At 36.3% G+C, this 19,034-nt stretch carries 19 protein-coding genes; 15 read left to right on the top strand and 4 right to left on the bottom strand.

What is annotated here, in order from left to right:
* The first annotated feature begins 125 nt into the window (after positions 1-125).
* The 3 genes from I6751_RS13110 to I6751_RS13115 all read left to right on the top strand — a co-directional run bounded on the left by I6751_RS13110 (position 126) and on the right by I6751_RS13115 (position 3,395).
* Positions 126-1,979, top strand: a complete 1,854-nt coding sequence (locus tag I6751_RS13110; protein WP_231037757.1) for a TIGR03960 family B12-binding radical SAM protein — start codon at positions 126-128, stop codon at positions 1,977-1,979.
* On the top strand, positions 1,976-2,683 hold the full coding sequence (locus tag I6751_RS13955; RefSeq protein ID WP_231037758.1) for a TIGR03936 family radical SAM-associated protein: 708 nt from the start codon (positions 1,976-1,978) through the stop codon (positions 2,681-2,683). Before I6751_RS13110 ends, I6751_RS13955 begins: the two co-directional genes overlap by 4 nt.
* Before the next feature lie 106 nt (positions 2,684-2,789).
* Positions 2,790-3,395: a DUF1847 domain-containing protein gene (locus I6751_RS13115; protein ID WP_182186548.1), complete on the top strand. Its 606-nt coding sequence runs from the start codon at positions 2,790-2,792 to the stop codon at positions 3,393-3,395.
* A gap of 123 nt (positions 3,396-3,518) precedes the next feature.
* Here I6751_RS13115 and I6751_RS13120 read toward each other — a convergent pair whose 3' ends face one another.
* Positions 3,519-3,998 carry an O-acetyl-ADP-ribose deacetylase gene (locus tag I6751_RS13120; RefSeq protein WP_196590085.1) on the bottom strand — a complete coding sequence of 160 codons (480 nt, stop codon included), beginning with the start codon at positions 3,996-3,998 and terminating at the stop codon, positions 3,519-3,521.
* A gap of 211 nt (positions 3,999-4,209) precedes the next feature.
* Between I6751_RS13120 and I6751_RS13125 the strand changes: the two genes are divergently transcribed.
* Genes I6751_RS13125 through I6751_RS13150 form a run of 6 tightly spaced genes read left to right on the top strand, consistent with a single transcriptional unit; the run spans position 4,210 to position 10,623 of the window.
* A complete protein-coding gene (locus I6751_RS13125) occupies positions 4,210-6,159 on the top strand; it encodes a BglG family transcription antiterminator (protein WP_231037759.1) in 1,950 nt (649 codons plus the stop codon).
* A 14-nt stretch (positions 6,160-6,173) separates the two neighbouring features.
* A complete protein-coding gene (locus tag I6751_RS13130) occupies positions 6,174-7,001 on the top strand; it encodes a class II aldolase (protein WP_196590086.1) in 828 nt (275 codons plus the stop codon).
* A gap of 14 nt (positions 7,002-7,015) precedes the next feature.
* Complete coding sequence (locus tag I6751_RS13135) at positions 7,016-7,477, top strand: PTS sugar transporter subunit IIA (RefSeq protein WP_196590087.1); 462 nt, start codon at positions 7,016-7,018, stop codon at positions 7,475-7,477.
* 14 nt (positions 7,478-7,491) lie between these two features.
* Positions 7,492-7,776, top strand: coding sequence for a PTS sugar transporter subunit IIB (locus tag I6751_RS13140; protein WP_196590088.1), 285 nt, complete (start codon positions 7,492-7,494; stop codon positions 7,774-7,776).
* Between the two features lie 20 nt (positions 7,777-7,796).
* Positions 7,797-9,164, top strand: a complete 1,368-nt coding sequence (locus I6751_RS13145) for a PTS galactitol transporter subunit IIC (protein ID WP_196590089.1) — start codon at positions 7,797-7,799, stop codon at positions 9,162-9,164.
* Complete coding sequence (locus I6751_RS13150) at positions 9,145-10,623, top strand: FGGY-family carbohydrate kinase (RefSeq protein ID WP_196590090.1); 1,479 nt, start codon at positions 9,145-9,147, stop codon at positions 10,621-10,623. Before I6751_RS13145 ends, I6751_RS13150 begins: the two co-directional genes overlap by 20 nt.
* Positions 10,624-10,755: 132 nt before the next feature.
* Here I6751_RS13150 and I6751_RS13155 read toward each other — a convergent pair whose 3' ends face one another.
* Positions 10,756-11,121, bottom strand: coding sequence for a YezD family protein (locus tag I6751_RS13155; protein WP_196590091.1), 366 nt, complete (start codon positions 11,119-11,121; stop codon positions 10,756-10,758).
* Positions 11,122-11,388: 267 nt separating this feature from the next.
* Here I6751_RS13155 and I6751_RS13160 point away from each other — a divergent pair, with 267 nt between their 5' ends.
* From I6751_RS13160 to I6751_RS13185, 6 genes are all read left to right on the top strand, one after another.
* Positions 11,389-13,110 carry a methyl-accepting chemotaxis protein gene (locus I6751_RS13160; protein ID WP_196590092.1) on the top strand — a complete coding sequence of 574 codons (1,722 nt, stop codon included), beginning with the start codon at positions 11,389-11,391 and terminating at the stop codon, positions 13,108-13,110.
* 170 nt (positions 13,111-13,280) lie between these two features.
* The gene (thiS, locus tag I6751_RS13165; protein WP_196590093.1) at positions 13,281-13,487 is read left to right on the top strand and encodes a sulfur carrier protein ThiS; all 207 of its coding nucleotides are present in this window, start codon (positions 13,281-13,283) and stop codon (positions 13,485-13,487) included.
* The gene (locus I6751_RS13170; RefSeq protein WP_196590094.1) at positions 13,487-14,299 is read left to right on the top strand and encodes a HesA/MoeB/ThiF family protein; all 813 of its coding nucleotides are present in this window, start codon (positions 13,487-13,489) and stop codon (positions 14,297-14,299) included. Before thiS ends, I6751_RS13170 begins: the two co-directional genes overlap by 1 nt.
* Before the next feature lie 5 nt (positions 14,300-14,304).
* Positions 14,305-14,712, top strand: coding sequence for a M67 family metallopeptidase (locus I6751_RS13175; RefSeq protein WP_196590095.1), 408 nt, complete (start codon positions 14,305-14,307; stop codon positions 14,710-14,712).
* A gap of 14 nt (positions 14,713-14,726) precedes the next feature.
* Positions 14,727-15,590: a 4Fe-4S binding protein gene (locus I6751_RS13180; RefSeq protein WP_330998608.1), complete on the top strand. Its 864-nt coding sequence runs from the start codon at positions 14,727-14,729 to the stop codon at positions 15,588-15,590.
* Positions 15,587-15,829 (top strand): sulfurtransferase TusA family protein, encoded by a 243-nt coding sequence (locus tag I6751_RS13185; protein WP_196590096.1) that lies wholly within the window; start codon positions 15,587-15,589, stop codon positions 15,827-15,829. The genes I6751_RS13180 and I6751_RS13185 overlap by 4 nt, the downstream gene beginning before the upstream one ends.
* 60 nt (positions 15,830-15,889) lie before the next feature.
* Here the strand turns inward: I6751_RS13185 and dnaJ are convergent, their stop codons facing one another.
* On the bottom strand, positions 15,890-17,062 hold the full coding sequence (gene dnaJ / locus I6751_RS13190; protein ID WP_196590097.1) for a molecular chaperone DnaJ: 1,173 nt from the start codon (positions 17,060-17,062) through the stop codon (positions 15,890-15,892).
* Between the two features lie 110 nt (positions 17,063-17,172).
* Complete coding sequence (gene dnaK / locus I6751_RS13195) at positions 17,173-19,029, bottom strand: molecular chaperone DnaK (RefSeq protein ID WP_196590098.1); 1,857 nt, start codon at positions 19,027-19,029, stop codon at positions 17,173-17,175.
* Between the last annotated feature and the right edge of the window lie 5 nt (positions 19,030-19,034).

Consider the following 19,034-nt stretch of genomic DNA (forward strand, 5'->3'; position numbering starts at 1 on the left):
ACATTGATAGGTGAATAGGTCATGCCCGGATACCATAGTTAAAGTGCATTGTGTTAACACTGAAGACTATGGTATACTTTTTTTGAAAATAAATTTGTTGTGATAATGATAGGATGAAGAATATAATGATAAAAATTTCACCGGCAGTTTTGCAGTCTGTAAGTAAACCAGCTCGTTATACAGGCGGTGAGGTGAATGCTGTACATAAAGATCACAGGATGATTTCCTGCAAATTTGCTTTATCCATGCCCGATGTTTATGAAGTTGGCATGTCTAATATGGGACTGAAAATTCTTTATGAGATATTAAACCACCGTAGTGATACTGTTGCTGAACGCGTGTATACACCATGGCCTGATATGGAAATGAAAATGCGGGAAAATCATATTCCTCTTTATGGATTAGAATCGTTCACACCGTTAAAAAATTTTGATTTCATTGGATTTTCTCTGCAGTATGAATTGATTTATACTAATATATTAAATATGCTGGATATGTCAGATATACCGGTATGGGCTGAAGATCGTCGTGATGAAGATCCATTTATCATTGGCGGAGGGCCTTGTGTTTATAATGTAGAACCTATAGCAGATTTTTTTGATTTTTTTATCGTCGGTGAAGGGGAAGAAATAATTGAAGAGGTGGCAGATGCTTTTATAAAGTGGCATAGTATGTCAAAAAGTCACAGCAGAATAGAATTCCTGCACTATGTATCTAAAATAAAAGGCATATATGTACCTTCGTTTTATCGGCCTGAATACAATGTCAATGGTATTTTTAAAGAACTTATATCACTTTATGATGATATACCGGCGATTATTCATAAAAGGGTCATTAAAGATATGGATAATGTACCCACTGTTGAAAAACCAGTCATCCCATATATAAATATAGTACATGATCGTCTGATGCTGGAACTATTTCGTGGCTGCAGCCGTGGCTGCAGATTTTGCCAGGCAGGGATTGCTTATCGTCCGGTGCGCGAACGCAGTCGTGAAAAACTTAATGAACTGACACGGATAATGATTGATAATACAGGCTATGATGAAATGTCACTCACTTCACTGAGCTCGGCTGATTATTCTTGCCTGCCGGTTTTGATTGACGACCTGATGACAAATTATGCAGATGAAAAAATGAGTTTTTCCCTACCATCACTGCGAGTTGACAGTTTTTCAATAGATATAGCGCATAAATTGCAGACTATGCGAAAGAGCGGACTTACCTTTGCGCCTGAGGCCGGGACACAGCGGTTACGCGATGTCATAAATAAAGGTGTAACAGAAGAAGATCTGCTTAAAGCCTGCGGTGCTGCTTTTAAGTATGGCTGGAAGACAGTAAAACTATATTTTATGATGGGATTACCAACGGAAACAGATGAAGATATAATTGGCATACCGCAATTGGCGGAGAAAGTTGTGGATTTATATAAAGAAATACGCGGCCGCCGTGATGTAAAAGTCACAATCAGTGTATCGTGTTTTGTCCCTAAAGCTTTTACGCCATTTCAATGGTTTGCACAGTGCGAAAAAAGTGAATTTGAACGTAAACAGCATTTATTAAAAAAACACATAAATAGTAGGGCTGTTCAGTTTCATTATCATGATGCTTCTACTAGTATTCTTGAAGGAATCATTTCACGTGGTGACCGGCGTTTGGCAAAAGTAATATATGAAGCTTTTAAAAACGGAGCAAAGTTTGATGGTTGGACAGAAATGTTTGATTTTTCTATTTGGCAGGAAGCTTTTAAAAAAACAGGCATTGATCCGGCACAATATAATCTGCGCAGTCGTAGTTTTACGGAAAAACTACCATGGGAACATACAACTCCGGGTGTGAGTAAAAGATTTCTAATAAATGAATACAATAAAGCTTTGGATGGGATATTGACGTCAGACTGTCGACGTGGCAGTTGCATCGGTTGTGGAATATGTCAGGCTTTAAACGCTGATGTAGTGGACTGGAGGAGAAATAAATGAGTGTATTTCGCATTGAATTAACTAAGGAAGAACAACTCCGATATATTTCTCATCTGGATTATTATAATCTGCTGCAACGGGCAATACGTCGTGCCAAATTACCGGCTGCATATTCAGAAGGATTTAATCCTCATATGAAAGTGTCATTTGCCTCGGCTTTAGCAGTGGGGGTGACTGCTTCGGCTGAATATGCAGATGTGGAATTGACAAAAGATATCTGCCAGCCGGAATTTTTTGATAAACTGAGTGCGGTATTACCGGCGGGAATGCGGTTATTGCGGGTTAAGAAAATTGTGGCTCATCAGCATCACAAATCCATGAATGCTTTGGCTGATATGGCAGTTTATGCTATTCAGCTGCCGGAAAATGTTCATTCAGATGCGGTAATGACAGCTGTAAATGCATTTAATGCAACCTCGGAAGTGCTTTTCCTGCGAGAAAAAACAGGAAAAGGCAATAAAAAGGGACAAGTGATTAAAAAAATAATCAATATAAAAGAATTTGTAGCTACTGATTTACAGTATGATACTGCCAATAATGTTATAATAGTTAATATAAAAGTATCATCAAACGGCAGTATTAAACCGGCAGAGGTAATAGCCTCTTTACAGCAAAAATATTTACTGCAGCTTGATAGCAACAATATATTGATAAATAGAAATGCTTTATTATCAGCTGGTAAAAATTTCATAGACTTATTATGAGCTGCTTTTAACTGTAATGATATTTTAGAGGGAAAGGTTTCATTGTTGGTTATGTAATACTAAAATGAAGCGAAAATGATTCTTGCTTTGTTTGGGAGTTGATGTCATGAAATGCAGTTGTGCTGACTGTCCTACACATGTTTGCTATACCAAAGGCGTGAATTGTACAGGTATTGACTGGGAGACTGTTCGAAGTAATTACTCGGAAGAAGAAATTAAAATTATGCGGGCAGCCGCATACGTTGAGGGAACTTTTTACAGTAATATTACACGGCTTCAGGAAACTGCTGAATTTGCCAAGGCTATGCAATATAAAAAATTGGGAATGGCTTTTTGCATTGGTTTAAATGAAGAAGCACGGTATATTGCTAAATATTTTCTTGCACAGGGTTTTGAATTTTATAGTGTCTGTTGTAAAAATTGTAGTTTTCCTAAAAAAGAATTTAACCTAAAACAGGTGAAACCGGAAATTGAGCACGAGGCAATGTGTAACCCTAAGTTTCAGGCAAAGTTTTTGGCAGAAAAGGATGTAGAACTGTTTATTTCCTGCGGATTGTGTGTAGGACACGATACTTTATTCAATAAAAATTGCCCGGGACCGGTCACTACCTTGGTGGTGAAAGATCGACTGTTGGCACATAATCCATTGGGTGCAATTTATTCCCGCTACTGGAGGAAGAAACTTGGTATAATGGATGATGATGAAGTGTAGGATGACAAACAAATATTTTATGAATAATGTTTATTAATATGAGCTGTTTATTAAAAGGCCTTCCCATGATTTTTTGGGAGGGCCTTTTAAAGTATAACAGGTATTATTAAAACAGCGATATTGTTATTGGTTAGTGAATATATTTTTATCAAATAATACTAAATAAACGGTTAAATCATTTTTTATTAAAAATTTTTTAATGGATGAAACTGCAACTTTTAACGCTTTATCTTTGGGATAACCATAAACTCCCGCAGATATTAACGGAAAGGCAATACTTTTGAATTTATGTTTTTGGGCTAATGTTAATGAATTGATGTAGCAGTCAATGAGCAGGCCCTGTTCGTTATTATTCCCGCCGTGCCATATCGGTCCGACTGTATGGATGACATAGCGAGCCGGTAGATTATAGCCTTTAGTCATTTTGACTTCGCCAGTCTTGCAGCCACCAAGAGTGCGACATTCTGCCAGCAGCTGAGGACCGGCAGCCTTATGTATCGCCCCATCGACTCCACCTCCACCGAGCAGAGATGGATTGGCAGCATTGACGATAACATCTGCATTGATTTTAGTTATATCATCATGAATTATTTTAAATGACATTTTTATCCTCCTGAAAAAGCTTAAAATAACTTTCAACACTTTACTAATTAACATAAGACAACATTTTTATTATAGTACATACTGTAAATGAATTACACAGTGGTCAATAATGAACACAGTTTGTGTTCATTATTAGTCTGGATATAGTACCTGTTATTAAATATAATAATGGCGTAGGGGAAATATCATTTTATTATACAAGAGAGGCAAGATGATGCGGATACAAAATAAAAGAATTATTAAAATACTAGAAATTTTAGATCAGAATAAATATTCAGTGACAAGTGAGTATATTGCCGGTTCGCTTGGTGTCAGCCGCAGTACAATAAGACGCGATATAAAGGAACTGAATATATTTTTGCATCAGTTTGATGCGGGTGTGACAGCGGAAGCGGGCAGTGGGTACAGGCTTAATAATGCAGATAATAGTAAATATCTGCAGATGAAGGAAAAATACGGTATAAACTTATCAGGAAATTATCGAGGTGTAAATATAGTCCCTTTTGATTATAATGATCGAATTTCTTTTATAATAGCCAGAATATTACTTAACTCCCTTCATAATAAAGTTGTCAATCAGGAGGAATTGGCTGATGAACTTTTCTTAAGCCTGTCAACCTTAAAGAAATATTTGTCTGATATAAAAAAAAGCCTATCAAGATTTAATTTGAGGTTAGTTACTGACAGACTTAATGGAGTAAGAATAGATGGAGCTGAAGCACAGATACGCTATTGCATATCCGAATATATTTTTAATCGTGATGATTTGCTGAATTTAAGTAATAACGATTTTTTTAATGATATTTTCCCACAAGAAGAGATAGAAACAGTGAAACATATCTTAATGAAAATAATCTTAAAATATAATATTCATCTGACAGATGTTGCTTTTAAAAATTTGCTTGTCCATGTTGTTATAACCATGCGCCGATCCAGTAATAAAAATACTGTAGAATATACCCACCGAGAACAAAAAAGGCTTCAGCAATCTACTTATTTTAATCCTGCAACAGAAATACTTGAAGTAGTAAAGCGACAGTTAGGGGTGGATATTGATAATGAAGTTTATTATCTTACACAGCATTTTATCGCTAGTCAAAAATTCCTTGAGTCATCTAAAAGCCGTGATGAATCAAGGAACCTTATCAATAATATTTTACAACGTATTAAAGATAATACGGGATTCGATCTTTCCGAGGATAGTGAATTAGTATCAGGTTTGATGATTCACTTGATTGCGGCAATAAATCGTTTAAAGTTTAATATGAACATTCGTAATGAGATTCTTACGCCAATAAAAAATAATTATCCGGTGGCTTTTGAAATGGCAGTTATCGCTAGTGAAGTTATTGAAGAGCAGAAAAAAGTCAAAACTAATGAAAATGAAATTGGTTTTTTGGCGATTCACTTTGGAGCTTCATTAGAGCGCAACAAACTTAATAAAGAAAAGGGTAAAACCGCTATCATTGTCTGCGGAACCGGGTTGTCAACAGCACTTTTACTTAAAAGTAAACTGCAACGTCGTTACGGTGCAATATTACAGATTAAAAAAGTTATGAGTTGTTATGAGCTTACAGAAGAATTGATTGATGGTATTGATTTTATTTTTTCCACGGTACCTGTTCCTAATATAAAGACGAATAAAATAATCAGGGTTGAACCGATAATGACTGAAGATGATTTCGAAAAAGTTGAAGCAAGACTTTCTGGAATACAAAATGCAAAAAATGTTGATTATGAAAAGTTTTTTAAACGAGAATTATTCTTCTCTGATTTTGAAGCTGGATCAGCATGTGAAATTATTCGTAAAATATCAACTATTATGATTAAAAAAGGGTATATAGATAAAAATATTCAGAAATCAATTTTTGCCCGGGAAAGTATGTCTTCAACTGAAATAGGGAACTTCGTGGCTGTCCCACATGCATTGGAAAACGATATGAAGGAAGCGGCAGTTGCTGTGAGCATATTAGAAAAAGCTATAAGGTGGGATAAAACATATGTCCAAATAGTTTTTTTATTATGCATACCCAAAACTTTATATAGTGTGTGGGAACCAGTATTTAAGAATATTTACCAAAAATTTATACATGGTAACTACACAAGTAAGTTCCTAAAAAATCCAAATTATACAGAATTAATGAATATTTTGAAAAAGTAAAGGAGAAATTTATTATGCCATTAGTAAATGGTTTTACGCTTTTAAAAAAAATTTTTGAAAAGAAATCTGTTGCCTGTGCATTTAATACCACGAATATTGAAACATCTTTTGGAATAGCAGATGCTATAGAAGACACATCAATTCCTAATTATATTCAAATTGCGCCCACTAATGTTAAATTGTCCGGATACGAATATATTGCAGACATAATCAAAAAAATTGCTTTTGATATGAAAACACCAATTGCACTGCATTTAGATCATGGCAAAACAATGGAAGATGTTGAAGCGGCAGTAAAAGCTGGATTTACTTCGATAATGATAGACGGTTCCGATAAATCTTTTGATGAAAATATAAACGTTGTGTCACAAGCTGTAGATTATTGTTCCTGCTATAACATTCCAGTAGAGGCAGAACTTGGTGCCATTTCGGGTAAGGAAGATAACATAGAAGGGAAAAATGATAAGACAAATCCCGGGCTTGTGAAAGAATTTATTAAAAAATCCAAATGTAATATGCTTGCTGTATCCGTTGGTAACGTACATGGATTGGAAAGTAAACCGCATATTGATTTTGAATTGCTGGATAAAATATATCGTAATAGTTCTGTTCCTTTGGTATTGCATGGTGGATCGGGAATACCGTTTGAAATTTTGAAGAAAGTTAAAAAATATGGGGTATGTAAAATTAATATTGCCAGTGACTTAAGACGAGAAGTTGTCCGGGTTTATGGGCAGGCATATGAAAAAAATCATATGGAACATAATCTTATAAAAGTAGCCTTAGATGCTAAATCAGCTGTATATGATGAATGTAAACGAAAAATATTGGCGCTAAACTGACAGGAGAACGTTATATGAGGGGTAATTTAATTTTTATAAAGGATTTACTGAATGTAGATATTACAGCACGGACTCAAGAAGAACTTTTTACTATATTATCAAAACCATTGTCGGATAATGGTTTCACCACCAGTGATTATTTGACAGGTGTTATTGAACGGGAAAAAAATTTTCCGACAGGATTGCCCACTAAACCATATGGCGTTGCACTACCCCATACTCTGCCCAAATATGTGATTAAAAATTCTATTAGTGTGGGAGTTCTGAAAGAACCTATTAAATTCAAGATTATGGGGAGTGAAAATGACTATATTGATGCGAAAATGATATTTTTGTTGGCATTGAGGGAAAACAGAAAACAATTGTGGATGCTCCAGGCAATTATGAATATGATTCGTTCCAAAGAAATATTAAATAAAATTGCCACAGCAAAAAAAGATGATGTATTTGAGATTATTAATAAAAATTTATTTTAAGGAGTGAGAACATTATGTCAAAAAAACATGTATTGTTTGTATGTGCAACAGGAATTGCTACATCTACTGTAGTAGCGGAAAAAGTCACGCAGTATTGCAGGGAAAAGGGGCTGGAAATTGAGTATCATCAATCAAATGTAGCTAGTGTACCTAAAAATTGTAATGGCATAGATTTGATTATTTCAACAACTAATATTCCATATGAATTAGATGTACCGGTAATCAGGGGATTAAATCTTTTGACAGGGATAGGGGAAGACGACACGCTGAAGAAAATTTATGATATTTTAATCAAATAGGAAAGAGGGGGGGTTTAATCATGGATTTTAGTTTATTTTTACTTGACACTGTAAAATATATTTTAAGTTTTGGTCCAACAGTTATGTTGCCATTGGTTTTATTTATACTTGCAATGTTTTTTAGAATTCCGGTTTCTATTGCACTTAGATCTTCATTGACAGTGGGGATGGGATTTGTTGGGATATACGCCATTTTTGGAATATTAACCAATAATATTGGACCTGCTGCCCAATCAATGGTCACACATAGCGGCATAAATTTACCTATAGTTGATCTTGGATGGCCACCTCTTGCTGCTATAACATGGGGGTCACCTATAGCTGCTTTTGTTATTCCGTTGACAATATTTATCAATATTGTTTTATTGGCTTTTAATTTAACTCGGACCGTAGATGTTGATATGTGGAATTATTGGCATTTTGCATTGGCTGGTGCACTGGTATATTACAGTACGGGCAGTTTTGTATTAGGCCTTTTGGCTGCTGGAATAACAGCTGTAGTAATATTTAAATTAGCGGATTGGTCTGCTCCCTTGGTAGAAAGATATTTTGGACTGGAAGGAATATCTTTGCCTACACTCTCATCGGCCGTATTCTTTCCAATAGGATTATTGGGAGATAAAATTATTGATAAAATTCCAATTATAAACAAAATTCATATAGATCCACAAAGTATACAAAGAAAATTTGGCGTATTCGGAGAACCAATGTTAGTCGGTATTATCTTGGGGATTATGGTGGGAATTCTTGCAGGCTATAATTTTAAAAATACACTGATTTTAGGAATAAATATCGGCGCTGTTATGTTTATTTTGCCCAGAATGGTAAAAATTCTTATGGAAGGACTTCTCCCATTATCGGAATCAATAAAGAAATTTCTTAATAAAAAGTATCCTAATCGTAAGGATTTATATATTGGACTGGATATTGCTGTGGCCATTGGTAGTCCGGCAATAATTTCTACAGCATTGTTGTTGACTCCTCTTGCGGTTGTATTTGCTTTTCTTATACCAGACAATCAGGTTTTGCCGTTGGGGGATTTAGCTAATTTAGCTGTATTTGCTTCAATGATAGTTTTAGCCACTAAGGGAAATATCTTTAGGGCAATCATCATTGGGATACCATGCATGATAGGAGATTTACTGATAGCAACTAACATAGCACCATTTGTAACGCGTATGGCGGAAGATGTGCAGTTTAATTTCCCACCGGATTCCAGTGGACTTGTTTCCAGCTTTTTAGATGGGGGCAATCCATATCGATTTTGGATTATGAAAATATTCCAAGGAGATATTTTATCAATAGTACTGATTCCTATTATTGCCGTTATTATATATTTCGTTTACAAATGGACAAAGGGATATGTTTATGGTAAAAGTGAAAGTTGATTTTGTTCTTGATATAGGTTCAACTAATACGAAAATATCTTTGTATTCAATCAATAATAAAAAAAATATTGTTCAAAAAATATTTAATACACCTAAAATTTCTAATAATAATAATGATAATGAAGATTTTAATTATGTAGAGTTATGGAAAATAATAAAAGACCAGATTATTATATTTAATACCAGTGAGCCATATATTATTAAAAAAATAATTATAGCAAGCGTGGGTGAAATGGGAGTATTGATAACCGAAAATGGCAGTGTAGTCGGTCCGATGATAGCATGGTATGACAAAAGAGGGAAAAAATATCTTAATTCATTATCACAGGCTGATATTAATGAGGTATATATGATTACGGGGCTTCCTGTTCATAGTAATTATAGTGTATTCAAAATTAAATGGTTATATGATAAATTTATTGCGAATTCAAATATTGCTGTTAAATGGCTCAGCCTCCCTAATTATATTGCCTATCTTCTCACCGGAGAAAGGTCGATGGAGTATACTCTTGCAAGTAGGACAATGCTGTTAGATATAAAAAATAAGCAGTGGTCAAAATTTTTATTAAGGAAATTTAATCTTCCCCTTGAAATTATGCCTAGGATAATTCCTAATAATTCTGCTGTTGGAATTATTTCGGATGTAATGGGAAAATATTTAAAATTTCAGGATGATTGCAAAGTTTATGTTGCGGGACATGATCATATGGCAGGTTCTGTATCAGTTAATTTAAAAAATAATGAATTACTTAACTCCACAGGAACAACTGAAGGATTATTATCAATATGTGATAACGTAAATATAAATGATAATTCATTTAAAAGAAAACTTTCTAATGGTATTTATATTGATAATGAAAGATATACCTTATTTGCATCATTACCCTGTGCTGGAATTTGTTTTGAAAGTTTTCAAAAATTATTTGGGTATAGTTATGAAGAACTAGTTAATTTTTTCATTACGATAAAAACAGAATATGCAAAATTGTCCACTACAACCGAGATTAATTTATTTTTTCCTCACTTACGAGGTAATGGTTCTCCAGAAAAAAATATTTTTGCAAAAGGATTATATTATGGTTTTACGAATAAAATATCTTCCAAACAGCTATTATTTGATATTTCTGCAGGATTATGCCTGGAATTGAAAAATTTATATAATTGCTTTGATGATACTGGTAATAAGTTTGATATTATTAAAGTTATTGGTCCGGCTGTAAAAAATGAATTTTGGTTACAGTTGAAAGCTGATATTTTAAATAAACCTGTTATTGCAATAGATATTCCGGAAACAGTATCATATGGGGCAGTGTGCTATTTTGAGAAGTGCAATGCTAAGACAGAAAGAATGAAAAAATATTTACCTAATGAGTACAAAGCTTCATTTTTTAGAAAATTATACGATAAATATAAAAAGATTTATGATCTTAAAGTAAATATGGAAAGACAATGTATATAGTATTTGTTAGAAACAGGTTACAGTTTATCGACATAAATCAAACGATAAATTAAAAACCAATATTCCCTGATTTTTACTGGAAATCAAGGAATATTGGTTTTTATAATTTTAGATTAACATTTGACCTGATGCTCAGATACCTTCGCCGTCCATTCCGGTGAAACCCTGGAAACGATATTTTTCAGTGCGTTCAACCTGAACTACACGGCCTGCTTTTATTATTATTACTATATTGCCATATTCAAGATTGTAGAATTCCTGCTGAATTTTTTGGCAGACTGGATCATAATTGATAGTAGCTGATTTTTGGGTATAGGTTTGAAATTTTTTAAGATCTGACAGACGAATCTTTTCATTGCGTTCAACTTGGATTAAACATGAATTCTGGACTATTAAGGTTATTTCTCCATGAAAAACCGCTTTTAACAAAGTAACTATCAGTTTCATGCCAGCAGAATCTATTTTAGGATGTTTAGCCAAAGTTTTATTATCTGTCATTTTATCCCCCTCAATCAAATTAATCATACATTACGGATAAAGTATGATAATATAAGCAAGTATAATCGTTTGTATAAGAATTGTCAATATAAAAAATAGAAAGTTATTGACTATTGTAATCTTTGGTTTAGGTAATATTGTAATGAAAATGAATATATAAGGTATATTATTTACTAAATTTGCAAATAATGCAGGTTATACAAATATAATGTAGAATATATATCTAAATTAATTTGAAAATTTCTACATTGATAAGGGGTGAAGTTGATGAAATGGTTTGAGAATTTGAAGATTAGAGAAAAACTTATATTGCTGATTGCTGTTTTTAGTGTAGTTATCTTAGTTATTGGAAGTATAGGATACTTAGATTTGAAAAAAAGCAATGAGAATACCGACAGAATGTATAACGAAAATATGATGCAAGTAGATTTGGCGCATCAGAACAGTACATATATCGGACAAATACGCAGCGATTTATTTGAACTCATGTTGACAAAAAACCAGGCAGAGAATGTCCGTATTGCAAAAGAGATAGAAGATATGCGGACAATGTATGGGAAAAATATGGAACAGTTGAATTCGATGAATTTAAGCCCGATACAGCAAGAAAAACTTAAAGCACTTAATAAAATTTTAACAGAATATAAAAAAGAAAATAATGCAGCTTTAGAATTGGCGAAGGCAAATAAAAATCAGGAAGCATATGATTACTATCAAAATAATGTAGTAAGGCTGGCTTCGGGGACGACACAATTATTGACAGATATGACATCAATAGCCAAAGATGAAGCAAAAGCGATGAAACAAAAATCTGATGAAGATTTGAACAATATGAAGACAGTATTTATTATTATTATCTTGGCAGGCATATTAGTGGGAGTTTTGTTGGGATGGCTGGTTATCAGACAAATTGTCAGACAATTAGGAAGCTCTATTGATTTACTTGATAGGATTGCATCAGGAGATTTTTCAGGAGATGTTGAGACAGAACATCTTAATGATAAAAGTGAATTTGGTTTTCTGGCGAAATCTATTGATCAAATGAATCGAAATGTGCGGGCGCTTATCAAACAATTGATAAACACATCTGATCAGCTGGCAGCAGCTTCAGAAGAACTCACAGCAAGTGCCGAGCAATCAGCGCTTGCAACTAACCAAATAGCAGAATCGATTACAGAAGTCGCAGCGGGGGCAAATAGGCAGCTTGAAATAGCCATAGCAACAAATCATGTTGTTGAGGAAATGACAATGGGTATCCACCAGGTTACCAAAAATACGGTAGATGTGGCCTCGTCTTCGGAAAGGACATCGGATGCTGCAAATGAAGGACATAGGGTAATTGAAGAAGCCGTCAGCCAAATGAAAACCATAGGAGAAAAAACAGACAATACGGCAGATGTTATTGAGAACTTGGGGGAAAAATCAAAACAAATTGATACGATTGTTGGTTTGATCTCACAGATTGCTGAGCAAACAAATTTACTTGCACTCAATGCGGCCATTGAGGCTGCCCGGGCCGGATCGGCGGGGCGGGGATTTGCGGTGGTAGCTGACGAAGTGCGCAAGCTTGCTGAGCAATCGGCCTCAGCAACCAAAGATATAACAACTATCATTGATGAAGTTCAGGCGAAAACAAGATCGGCAATTGTTTTTATGAATGAAAGTAAAAAAGAGGTTAAAAATGGCAAAGATCTTGTAGATATTGCAGGAAGAAATTTCAAAGAAATTTTGACTATGGTGCAGGGGATATCTGGTGATATTCAGGATATATCAGCTGCTGCTGAAGAATTGACGGCAGGCAGCGATGAGGTTATAAAGTCAGCCAAGACGGTTGAGGGTGAAAGTAAAAAAGCGGCGGAAGAAACAGAAACAATATCGGCGGCCGCTGAAGAGCAATCAGCATCTATTGAAGAAATAGCTTCGGCCAGTACTCATTTGGCACAATTGGCTTCAGAACTACAGGACACTGTCAATAAATTTAAGATATAAATTTATTGACAGGCTGCAAATATACTGGTATTCTAATCATATTATATTTATTCTATGCCGATTAGAAAACTAAAGGCTGGAAAAAGCAGAGAGAAGGGTTGACTGCTTTTTCCAGCCTTTTTGCTATTGAAAATATATTATCGGTTTAATGAAGTGGCAGGAGGATTTTTATGAATATTACATTGAATGGTAAAATAGTATTTTTGGACAAAAAAATGATGGTTGATGAACTTTTGAAGGTAACAAAAGCACAGACTCCGGAATATGTTACGGTTCAGATCAACAATGAATTTATCGACAAAGCTGATTTTGGTATAACGCCAATTAATGAGGGTGATACTGTTGAATATCTTTATTTTATGGGAGGTGGTCAGTGATGGAAATAACTAATGAACAGATGGAAAGGTATTCCCGGCAGATTATTTTGCAGGGTGTCGGAGGCAAAGGACAAAAAAAACTGCTTCAGGCGAAAATTCTGATTATTGGTACCGGAGGTTTGGGTTCTCCGGCATCCATGTACCTTGCTGCAGCAGGGATCGGTACAATAGGGTTGGTGGATTTTGATAATGTTGATTTATCAAATTTGCAGCGGCAAATAGTACATTCAACGAATGATATTGGCAGACCAAAAGTTTTATCGGCAAAAGAAAGTATCACAGCGATAAATCCTGATGTCGATGTAGTTACATATCAAAAAATAGTCAATGCCGGTAATTTAAAAAATATTATTAAAGACAGGGATTATGATTTTATTCTTGACTGCACGGATAATTTCCCTGTAAAATTTTTGATTAATGATGCCTGCGTACTTTTACAAAAACCATTTTCCCATGCTGGAATTTTGGGATTCAAGGGACAGACAATGACTTATGTACCCGGTAGAGGCCCTTGCTATCGCTGTGTCTTTCAAACACCGCCGCCGTCTGATGCAGTACCGAGCTGCAAACAGGCCGGGGTATTGGGAGTGTTAGGTGGAATAATAGGGACGCTGCAAGCCACCGAGGCAATAAAATACATATTAGGACTGGGAAATTTATTAACGGGGTATTTGCTGATTTATGACGCATTGACGATGGATTTTAGAAAAGTTAAGCTTTCCCGTAATAAAAAATGTGCAGTCTGTGGTGAAAAACCAACTATCACGAAATTGATCGACTATGAACAACCAAAATGTGAAGCAAAAAGGTGAAGTTGATGATTGTTTTACAAAAAAAACAAGTGGAAGATATTATGAAATTTGCCAACGATAATCTGCCTAATGAAGCCTGCGGGCTTATCAGTGGAATAAAAAATGGGCAAAAAAATATTGTAGAAAAAATTTATTTTTTAACTAATATGGACCATAGTTCAGAACATTTTTCTATGAATGTAAAGGAACAGTTTGATGCAGTTAAAGATATGAGACAATTCGGATACACATTGCTTGGCAATTTTCACAGCCATCCGTCATCACCGGCAAGACCTTCGGATGAGGATAAACGATTGGCATTTGATGCAGCATTAAGTTATCTTATTTTATCATTGGCGGATAAGAGGCCTATATTGAAAAGTTTTAAGATAGAGAATAAAATTTCCAGTGAAGAATTAGTAACGATACTATAGCAGGAGGAAATCAAGTGGAAAATGTTGACTATAAAGAACTAAAAAAGGGCGGATTTATGCGTCAGATACAAAAAAATTATTTTTCTATGCGGCTTAAATCGGTTGGTGGGCAATTAACAGTACAGCAGCTTGAAACGATTCAAAAGGTAGCTGAAAAATATGGTCATGGCTATATTCATCTTACTTCCAGGCAAGGTGTGGAAATTCCTTTTATCAATATAAATAGTATCAGTCAGGTAAAGACGCAACTGGGCGAAGGTGGAGTAAAAGTAGGTGCCTGCGGGCCGAGAGTAAGAACAATAACAGCCTGTCAGGGCAATAGTATTTGCCCGTCAGGTCTTATCAATACGGTGGAAGTGGCTGAAGAACTGGAAAAAAGATATGGTGGCAGAGAACTGCCGCATAAATTCAAATTTGGTGTTACAGGTTGCTGCAATAACTGTTTAAAGGCCGAGGAAAATGATCTTGGCATAAAGGGCGGGATAAAACCTTCATGGAATAATTCAGAATGTACTTTTTGTGGTTTATGTGAGGCAATATGTCCTGCTAAGGCTATAAAAGTTGGTAAGACAGATAAACAATTGTATTTTGAACCGGATAAGTGTATTTATTGTGGTAAATGTGTAAAGATTTGTCCCACTTCGGCATGGTCGGGAAAAAGCGGCTTTATTGTGTCTTTTGGTGGACTATACGGAAACAGGATAGCTATCGGCAGAAGACTGCTGCCATTGATTTTTTCTATAGAAATTTTATATAAAACAATTGACATTGCACTGGCTTTTTTTGAAAAAAATGCAAAAAATGGTGAAAGATTTGCTAATACATTGGACAGAGTAGGCTGGAAATTATTGGAAAAGGAGCTGAACAAGGCATTATGAGTATAAAGGCAGATGATTTTGTAGACATTACCGATGTGGTTTGTCCGGTTACTTTTGTAAAAGCTAAGATGGGCATAGAAGAACTTGAGGATGGACAAATACTTGAAGTAAAACTCAATGAAGGGGAGCCCCTTTTAAATGTACCGCGCAGTTTTAAAGATGAAGGACATAAGGTCATTGAGGTAAATGATAATGGCGATGGGACTTTTACCGTTTTTGTGGAAAAAAGCGGATTGTAATTAAATCAAACTTGAATGAAAAAATGCCGATGAAGCTATTTTACTTCATCGGCATTTCGTTTATTTAAAAAAGCGTTTAATTTTATCCTGCCAGGTTTTTTGTTCCGGATTAACATTTTCGTTATTTTCTGAGGCAAATTCTTCCAGTAATCCTTTTTGTTTGGCAGTTAATTTTTGTGGCGTAAGTACTTTGACTTTTATATGCTGATCACCGCGCCCAATACCACGCAAATATGGAACACCCTTATTTTTCATGCGTAAAATAGTACCTGATTGAATACCCGCCGGAATAGAAATTTCGACTTTTCCATCAAGTGTGGGAACTTCAATTTTATCGCCTAGTGAGGCTTGGACAAATGAAATCGGGACTTCGCAAATAACATCATTGCCGTCACGATGAAATATTTTATGTGGTTTAACTGTGATATAAACATATAAATCACCGGAACTGCCGCCTCTGGTACCAGCTTCTCCACCACCAGATACCCGTATGCGGGAATCATTATCTACACCGGCAGGAATCTTTACCTTTATCTTGCGGCGCACTCGTGTATGTCCTTCGCCATGACAGTCAGGACAAGGAGTTTTTACTATCTTGCCAGTACCATTACAACGATCACAGGTCCGGGTATTTACCATACGCCCAAAAGGAGTATTGTGAACTTCCTGTATTTGACCGGTTCCGTGGCATTTAGGACATTCTTCAGGTTGCGTCCCTGGTTTGGCACCGGTTCCGTGACATGTTTTGCATTCTTCAGTGCGAGGAATGGTAAGTTCTGTATCTTTACCGAAAGCTGCTTCTTCAAAACTTATTTCCAAATTATAGCGTAAGTCATCGCCTCTTTGTGGACCTTGCCGTCTGCTGGAACGACCACCGCCACCGCCGCCAAAGAAGGCATCAAAAATGTCACCAAAATCACCAGATGAATCACCGAAACCGCCAAATCCACCGAAACCGCCAAAATTACCAAAGCCACCGGCACCGCCGGCACCAGCGCTGCCATCAAAAGCGGCGTGACCAAACTGGTCATATTGCGCACGTTTTTTGGAATCTGATAAAACTTCATAAGCTTCATTAGCTTCCTTGAATTTTTCTTCGGCTTCTTTAGGATTGTCCTTGTTAAGGTCAGGATGGTATTTGCGGGCCAATTTTCTAAATGCTTTTTTTATGTCGACCTCGGTTGCATTTTTAGGAACGCCGAGGACTTCGTAATAATCTCGTTTTTCGCTCACTTTATCCACCTTGATATATAAATAAGATTAACCTGATGACTTCGAGTATCGCAAAGTCATCAGGCCAGTAATATTACCTGTTGTCATCTGCAAGAAAAGTTACAGATAAATTATTTTTTGTCGTCATCAACTACCTTATAGTCAGCATCGACAACATTATCATCATTTTTCTTGGTATCGTTTGGTGCAGCCTGCTGAGCCTGCTGCCCGCCGGCAGTCTGACCTTGAGCTTGCTGAGCCTGCTGATAAGCTGCTGCACTCATTTCATAAAGTGGTTTTTGCAATTCTTCAGTAGCTTTTTTGATAGCTTCTGTATCAGTGCCTTTTAGAGCTTCCTTGACTTTATCAGCAGCTGATTGAATCTTTTCTACAGCAGATTTATCGGCTTTATCACCCAAATCCTTAATCGCTTTTTCGGCTTGGTATACCATACTGTCAGCATTGTTTCTGACATCTATTTCTTCTTTGTGTTTTTTATCTTCTGATGCATGGGCTTCCGCTTCTTTGACCATGCGGTCAATATCTTCCTTGCTCATGCCGCTGTCAGATTGAATGGTGATTTTTTGTTCTTTACCGGTACCTAGGTCTTTGGCTGAGACATTAACAATACCATTGGCGTCAATACTGAATGTAACTTCGATACGAGGTACTCCTCTTGGAGCCGGTGGAATATCGGCAAGTTCAAAACGGCCTAAAGTTTTGTTGCCGGCTGCCATTTCCCGTTCACCCTGCAGCACATGTATGTCAACAGATGGCTGATTATCGGCAGCTGTCGAGAACACCTGGCTTTTAGAGGTCGGTATGGTGGTATTTCTTTCAATAATTTTGGTGCATACGCCGCCTAAAGTTTCAATACCGAGCGACAGCGGAGTAACATCTAATAAGAGTACATCTTTTACATCACCGGCCAGGATACCGCCTTGAATAGCAGCACCGATGGAAACACATTCATCTGGGTTTACACCGCGGTTAGCTTCTTTACCAAGTTCTTTTTTTATTATTTCCTGAACAGCTGGAATACGGGTCGAACCACCGACAAGAATGATTTTGTTGATGTCGTTAACAGTAAGATCAGCATCGGCCATAGCTTTTTTAGCCGGTTCAATCGTAGCGGCAACAAGATCGGCGGTTATTTCGTTGAATTTAGCGCGGGTCAAGGTTAAATCAAGATGTTTAGGACCGCTGGCATCAGCTGTGATAAACGGCAGATTGATATTGGTCGAAGTCATATTAGAAAGTTCGATTTTTGCTTTTTCAGCAGCTTCTATAAGACGCTGTGCACTCATTTTGTCTTTTGACAAGTCAATGCCGTTAGATTTTTTAAATTCATCGACCATCCAGTCCATAACACGTTTATCAAAATCATCACCACCTAAATGAGTATTACCATTTGTGGCTTTGACTTCGAATACACCGTCGCCGAGTTCCAGAATGGACACATCAAATGTGCCGCCACCTAAGTCGAACACAAGAATAGTTTCATCTTTATCCTTATCAAGACCATAAGCCAAAGACGCTGCTGTAGGTTCGTTGATAATACGCAAAACTTCAAGGCCGGCGATCTTGCCTGCATCCTTAGTGGCCTGACGCTGGCTGTCATTGAAGTAAGCAGGAACAGTAATAACAGCCTGAGTCACTGTTTCGCCAAGATAAGCTTCAGCATCTGCCTTGAGTTTTTGCAGAATCATGGCGGATATTTCTGGCGGTGTGTAGTCCTTGTTGTCGATAGTTACTTTGTAATTTTCTCCCATATGGCGTTTTATGGAAGCTATGGTCCGGTCAGGATTGGATACAGCCTGGCGTTTTGCCAGTTGACCGACTAAACGTTCACCGTCTTTAGTAAAACCCACTACTGACGGTGTAATGCGACTGCCTTCCGGGTTGGTTATAACTGTAGGTTCGCCGCCTTCCATAACTGAAACTACTGAGTTGGTTGTACCTAAATCGATACCAATTATTTTTGACATTATAA

It is taken from the genome of Pectinatus frisingensis, assembly GCF_015732285.1.
Classification (GTDB): domain Bacteria; phylum Bacillota; class Negativicutes; order Selenomonadales; family Selenomonadaceae; genus Pectinatus; species Pectinatus frisingensis.

Bases quoted from the DNA above. Each gene is read 5' to 3' on its own strand.
- I6751_RS13130 (WP_196590086.1), top strand. From the start codon at position 6,174: ATGCCATTAGTAAATGGTTTTACGCTTTTAAAAAAAATTTTTGAAAAG.
- I6751_RS13135 (WP_196590087.1), top strand. From the start codon at position 7,016: ATGAGGGGTAATTTAATTTTTATAAAGGATTTACTGAATGTAGATATT.
- I6751_RS13175 (WP_196590095.1), top strand. From the start codon at position 14,305: ATGATTGTTTTACAAAAAAAACAAGTGGAAGATATTATGAAATTTGCC.
- I6751_RS13125 (WP_231037759.1), top strand. From the start codon at position 4,210: ATGATGCGGATACAAAATAAAAGAATTATTAAAATACTAGAAATTTTA.
- I6751_RS13955 (WP_231037758.1), top strand. From the start codon at position 1,976: ATGAGTGTATTTCGCATTGAATTAACTAAGGAAGAACAACTCCGATAT.
- I6751_RS13145 (WP_196590089.1), top strand. From the start codon at position 7,797: ATGGATTTTAGTTTATTTTTACTTGACACTGTAAAATATATTTTAAGT.
- I6751_RS13110 (WP_231037757.1), top strand. From the start codon at position 126: ATGATAAAAATTTCACCGGCAGTTTTGCAGTCTGTAAGTAAACCAGCT.
- I6751_RS13150 (WP_196590090.1), top strand. From the start codon at position 9,145: ATGGTAAAAGTGAAAGTTGATTTTGTTCTTGATATAGGTTCAACTAAT.
- thiS (WP_196590093.1), top strand. From the start codon at position 13,281: ATGAATATTACATTGAATGGTAAAATAGTATTTTTGGACAAAAAAATG.
- I6751_RS13155 (WP_196590091.1), bottom strand. From the start codon at position 11,121: ATGACAGATAATAAAACTTTGGCTAAACATCCTAAAATAGATTCTGCT.
- I6751_RS13185 (WP_196590096.1), top strand. From the start codon at position 15,587: ATGAGTATAAAGGCAGATGATTTTGTAGACATTACCGATGTGGTTTGT.
- I6751_RS13115 (WP_182186548.1), top strand. From the start codon at position 2,790: ATGAAATGCAGTTGTGCTGACTGTCCTACACATGTTTGCTATACCAAA.
- I6751_RS13160 (WP_196590092.1), top strand. From the start codon at position 11,389: ATGAAATGGTTTGAGAATTTGAAGATTAGAGAAAAACTTATATTGCTG.
- I6751_RS13140 (WP_196590088.1), top strand. From the start codon at position 7,492: ATGTCAAAAAAACATGTATTGTTTGTATGTGCAACAGGAATTGCTACA.
- I6751_RS13120 (WP_196590085.1), bottom strand. From the start codon at position 3,998: ATGTCATTTAAAATAATTCATGATGATATAACTAAAATCAATGCAGAT.
- dnaK (WP_196590098.1), bottom strand. From the start codon at position 19,029: ATGTCAAAAATAATTGGTATCGATTTAGGTACAACCAACTCAGTAGTT.
- I6751_RS13170 (WP_196590094.1), top strand. From the start codon at position 13,487: ATGGAAATAACTAATGAACAGATGGAAAGGTATTCCCGGCAGATTATT.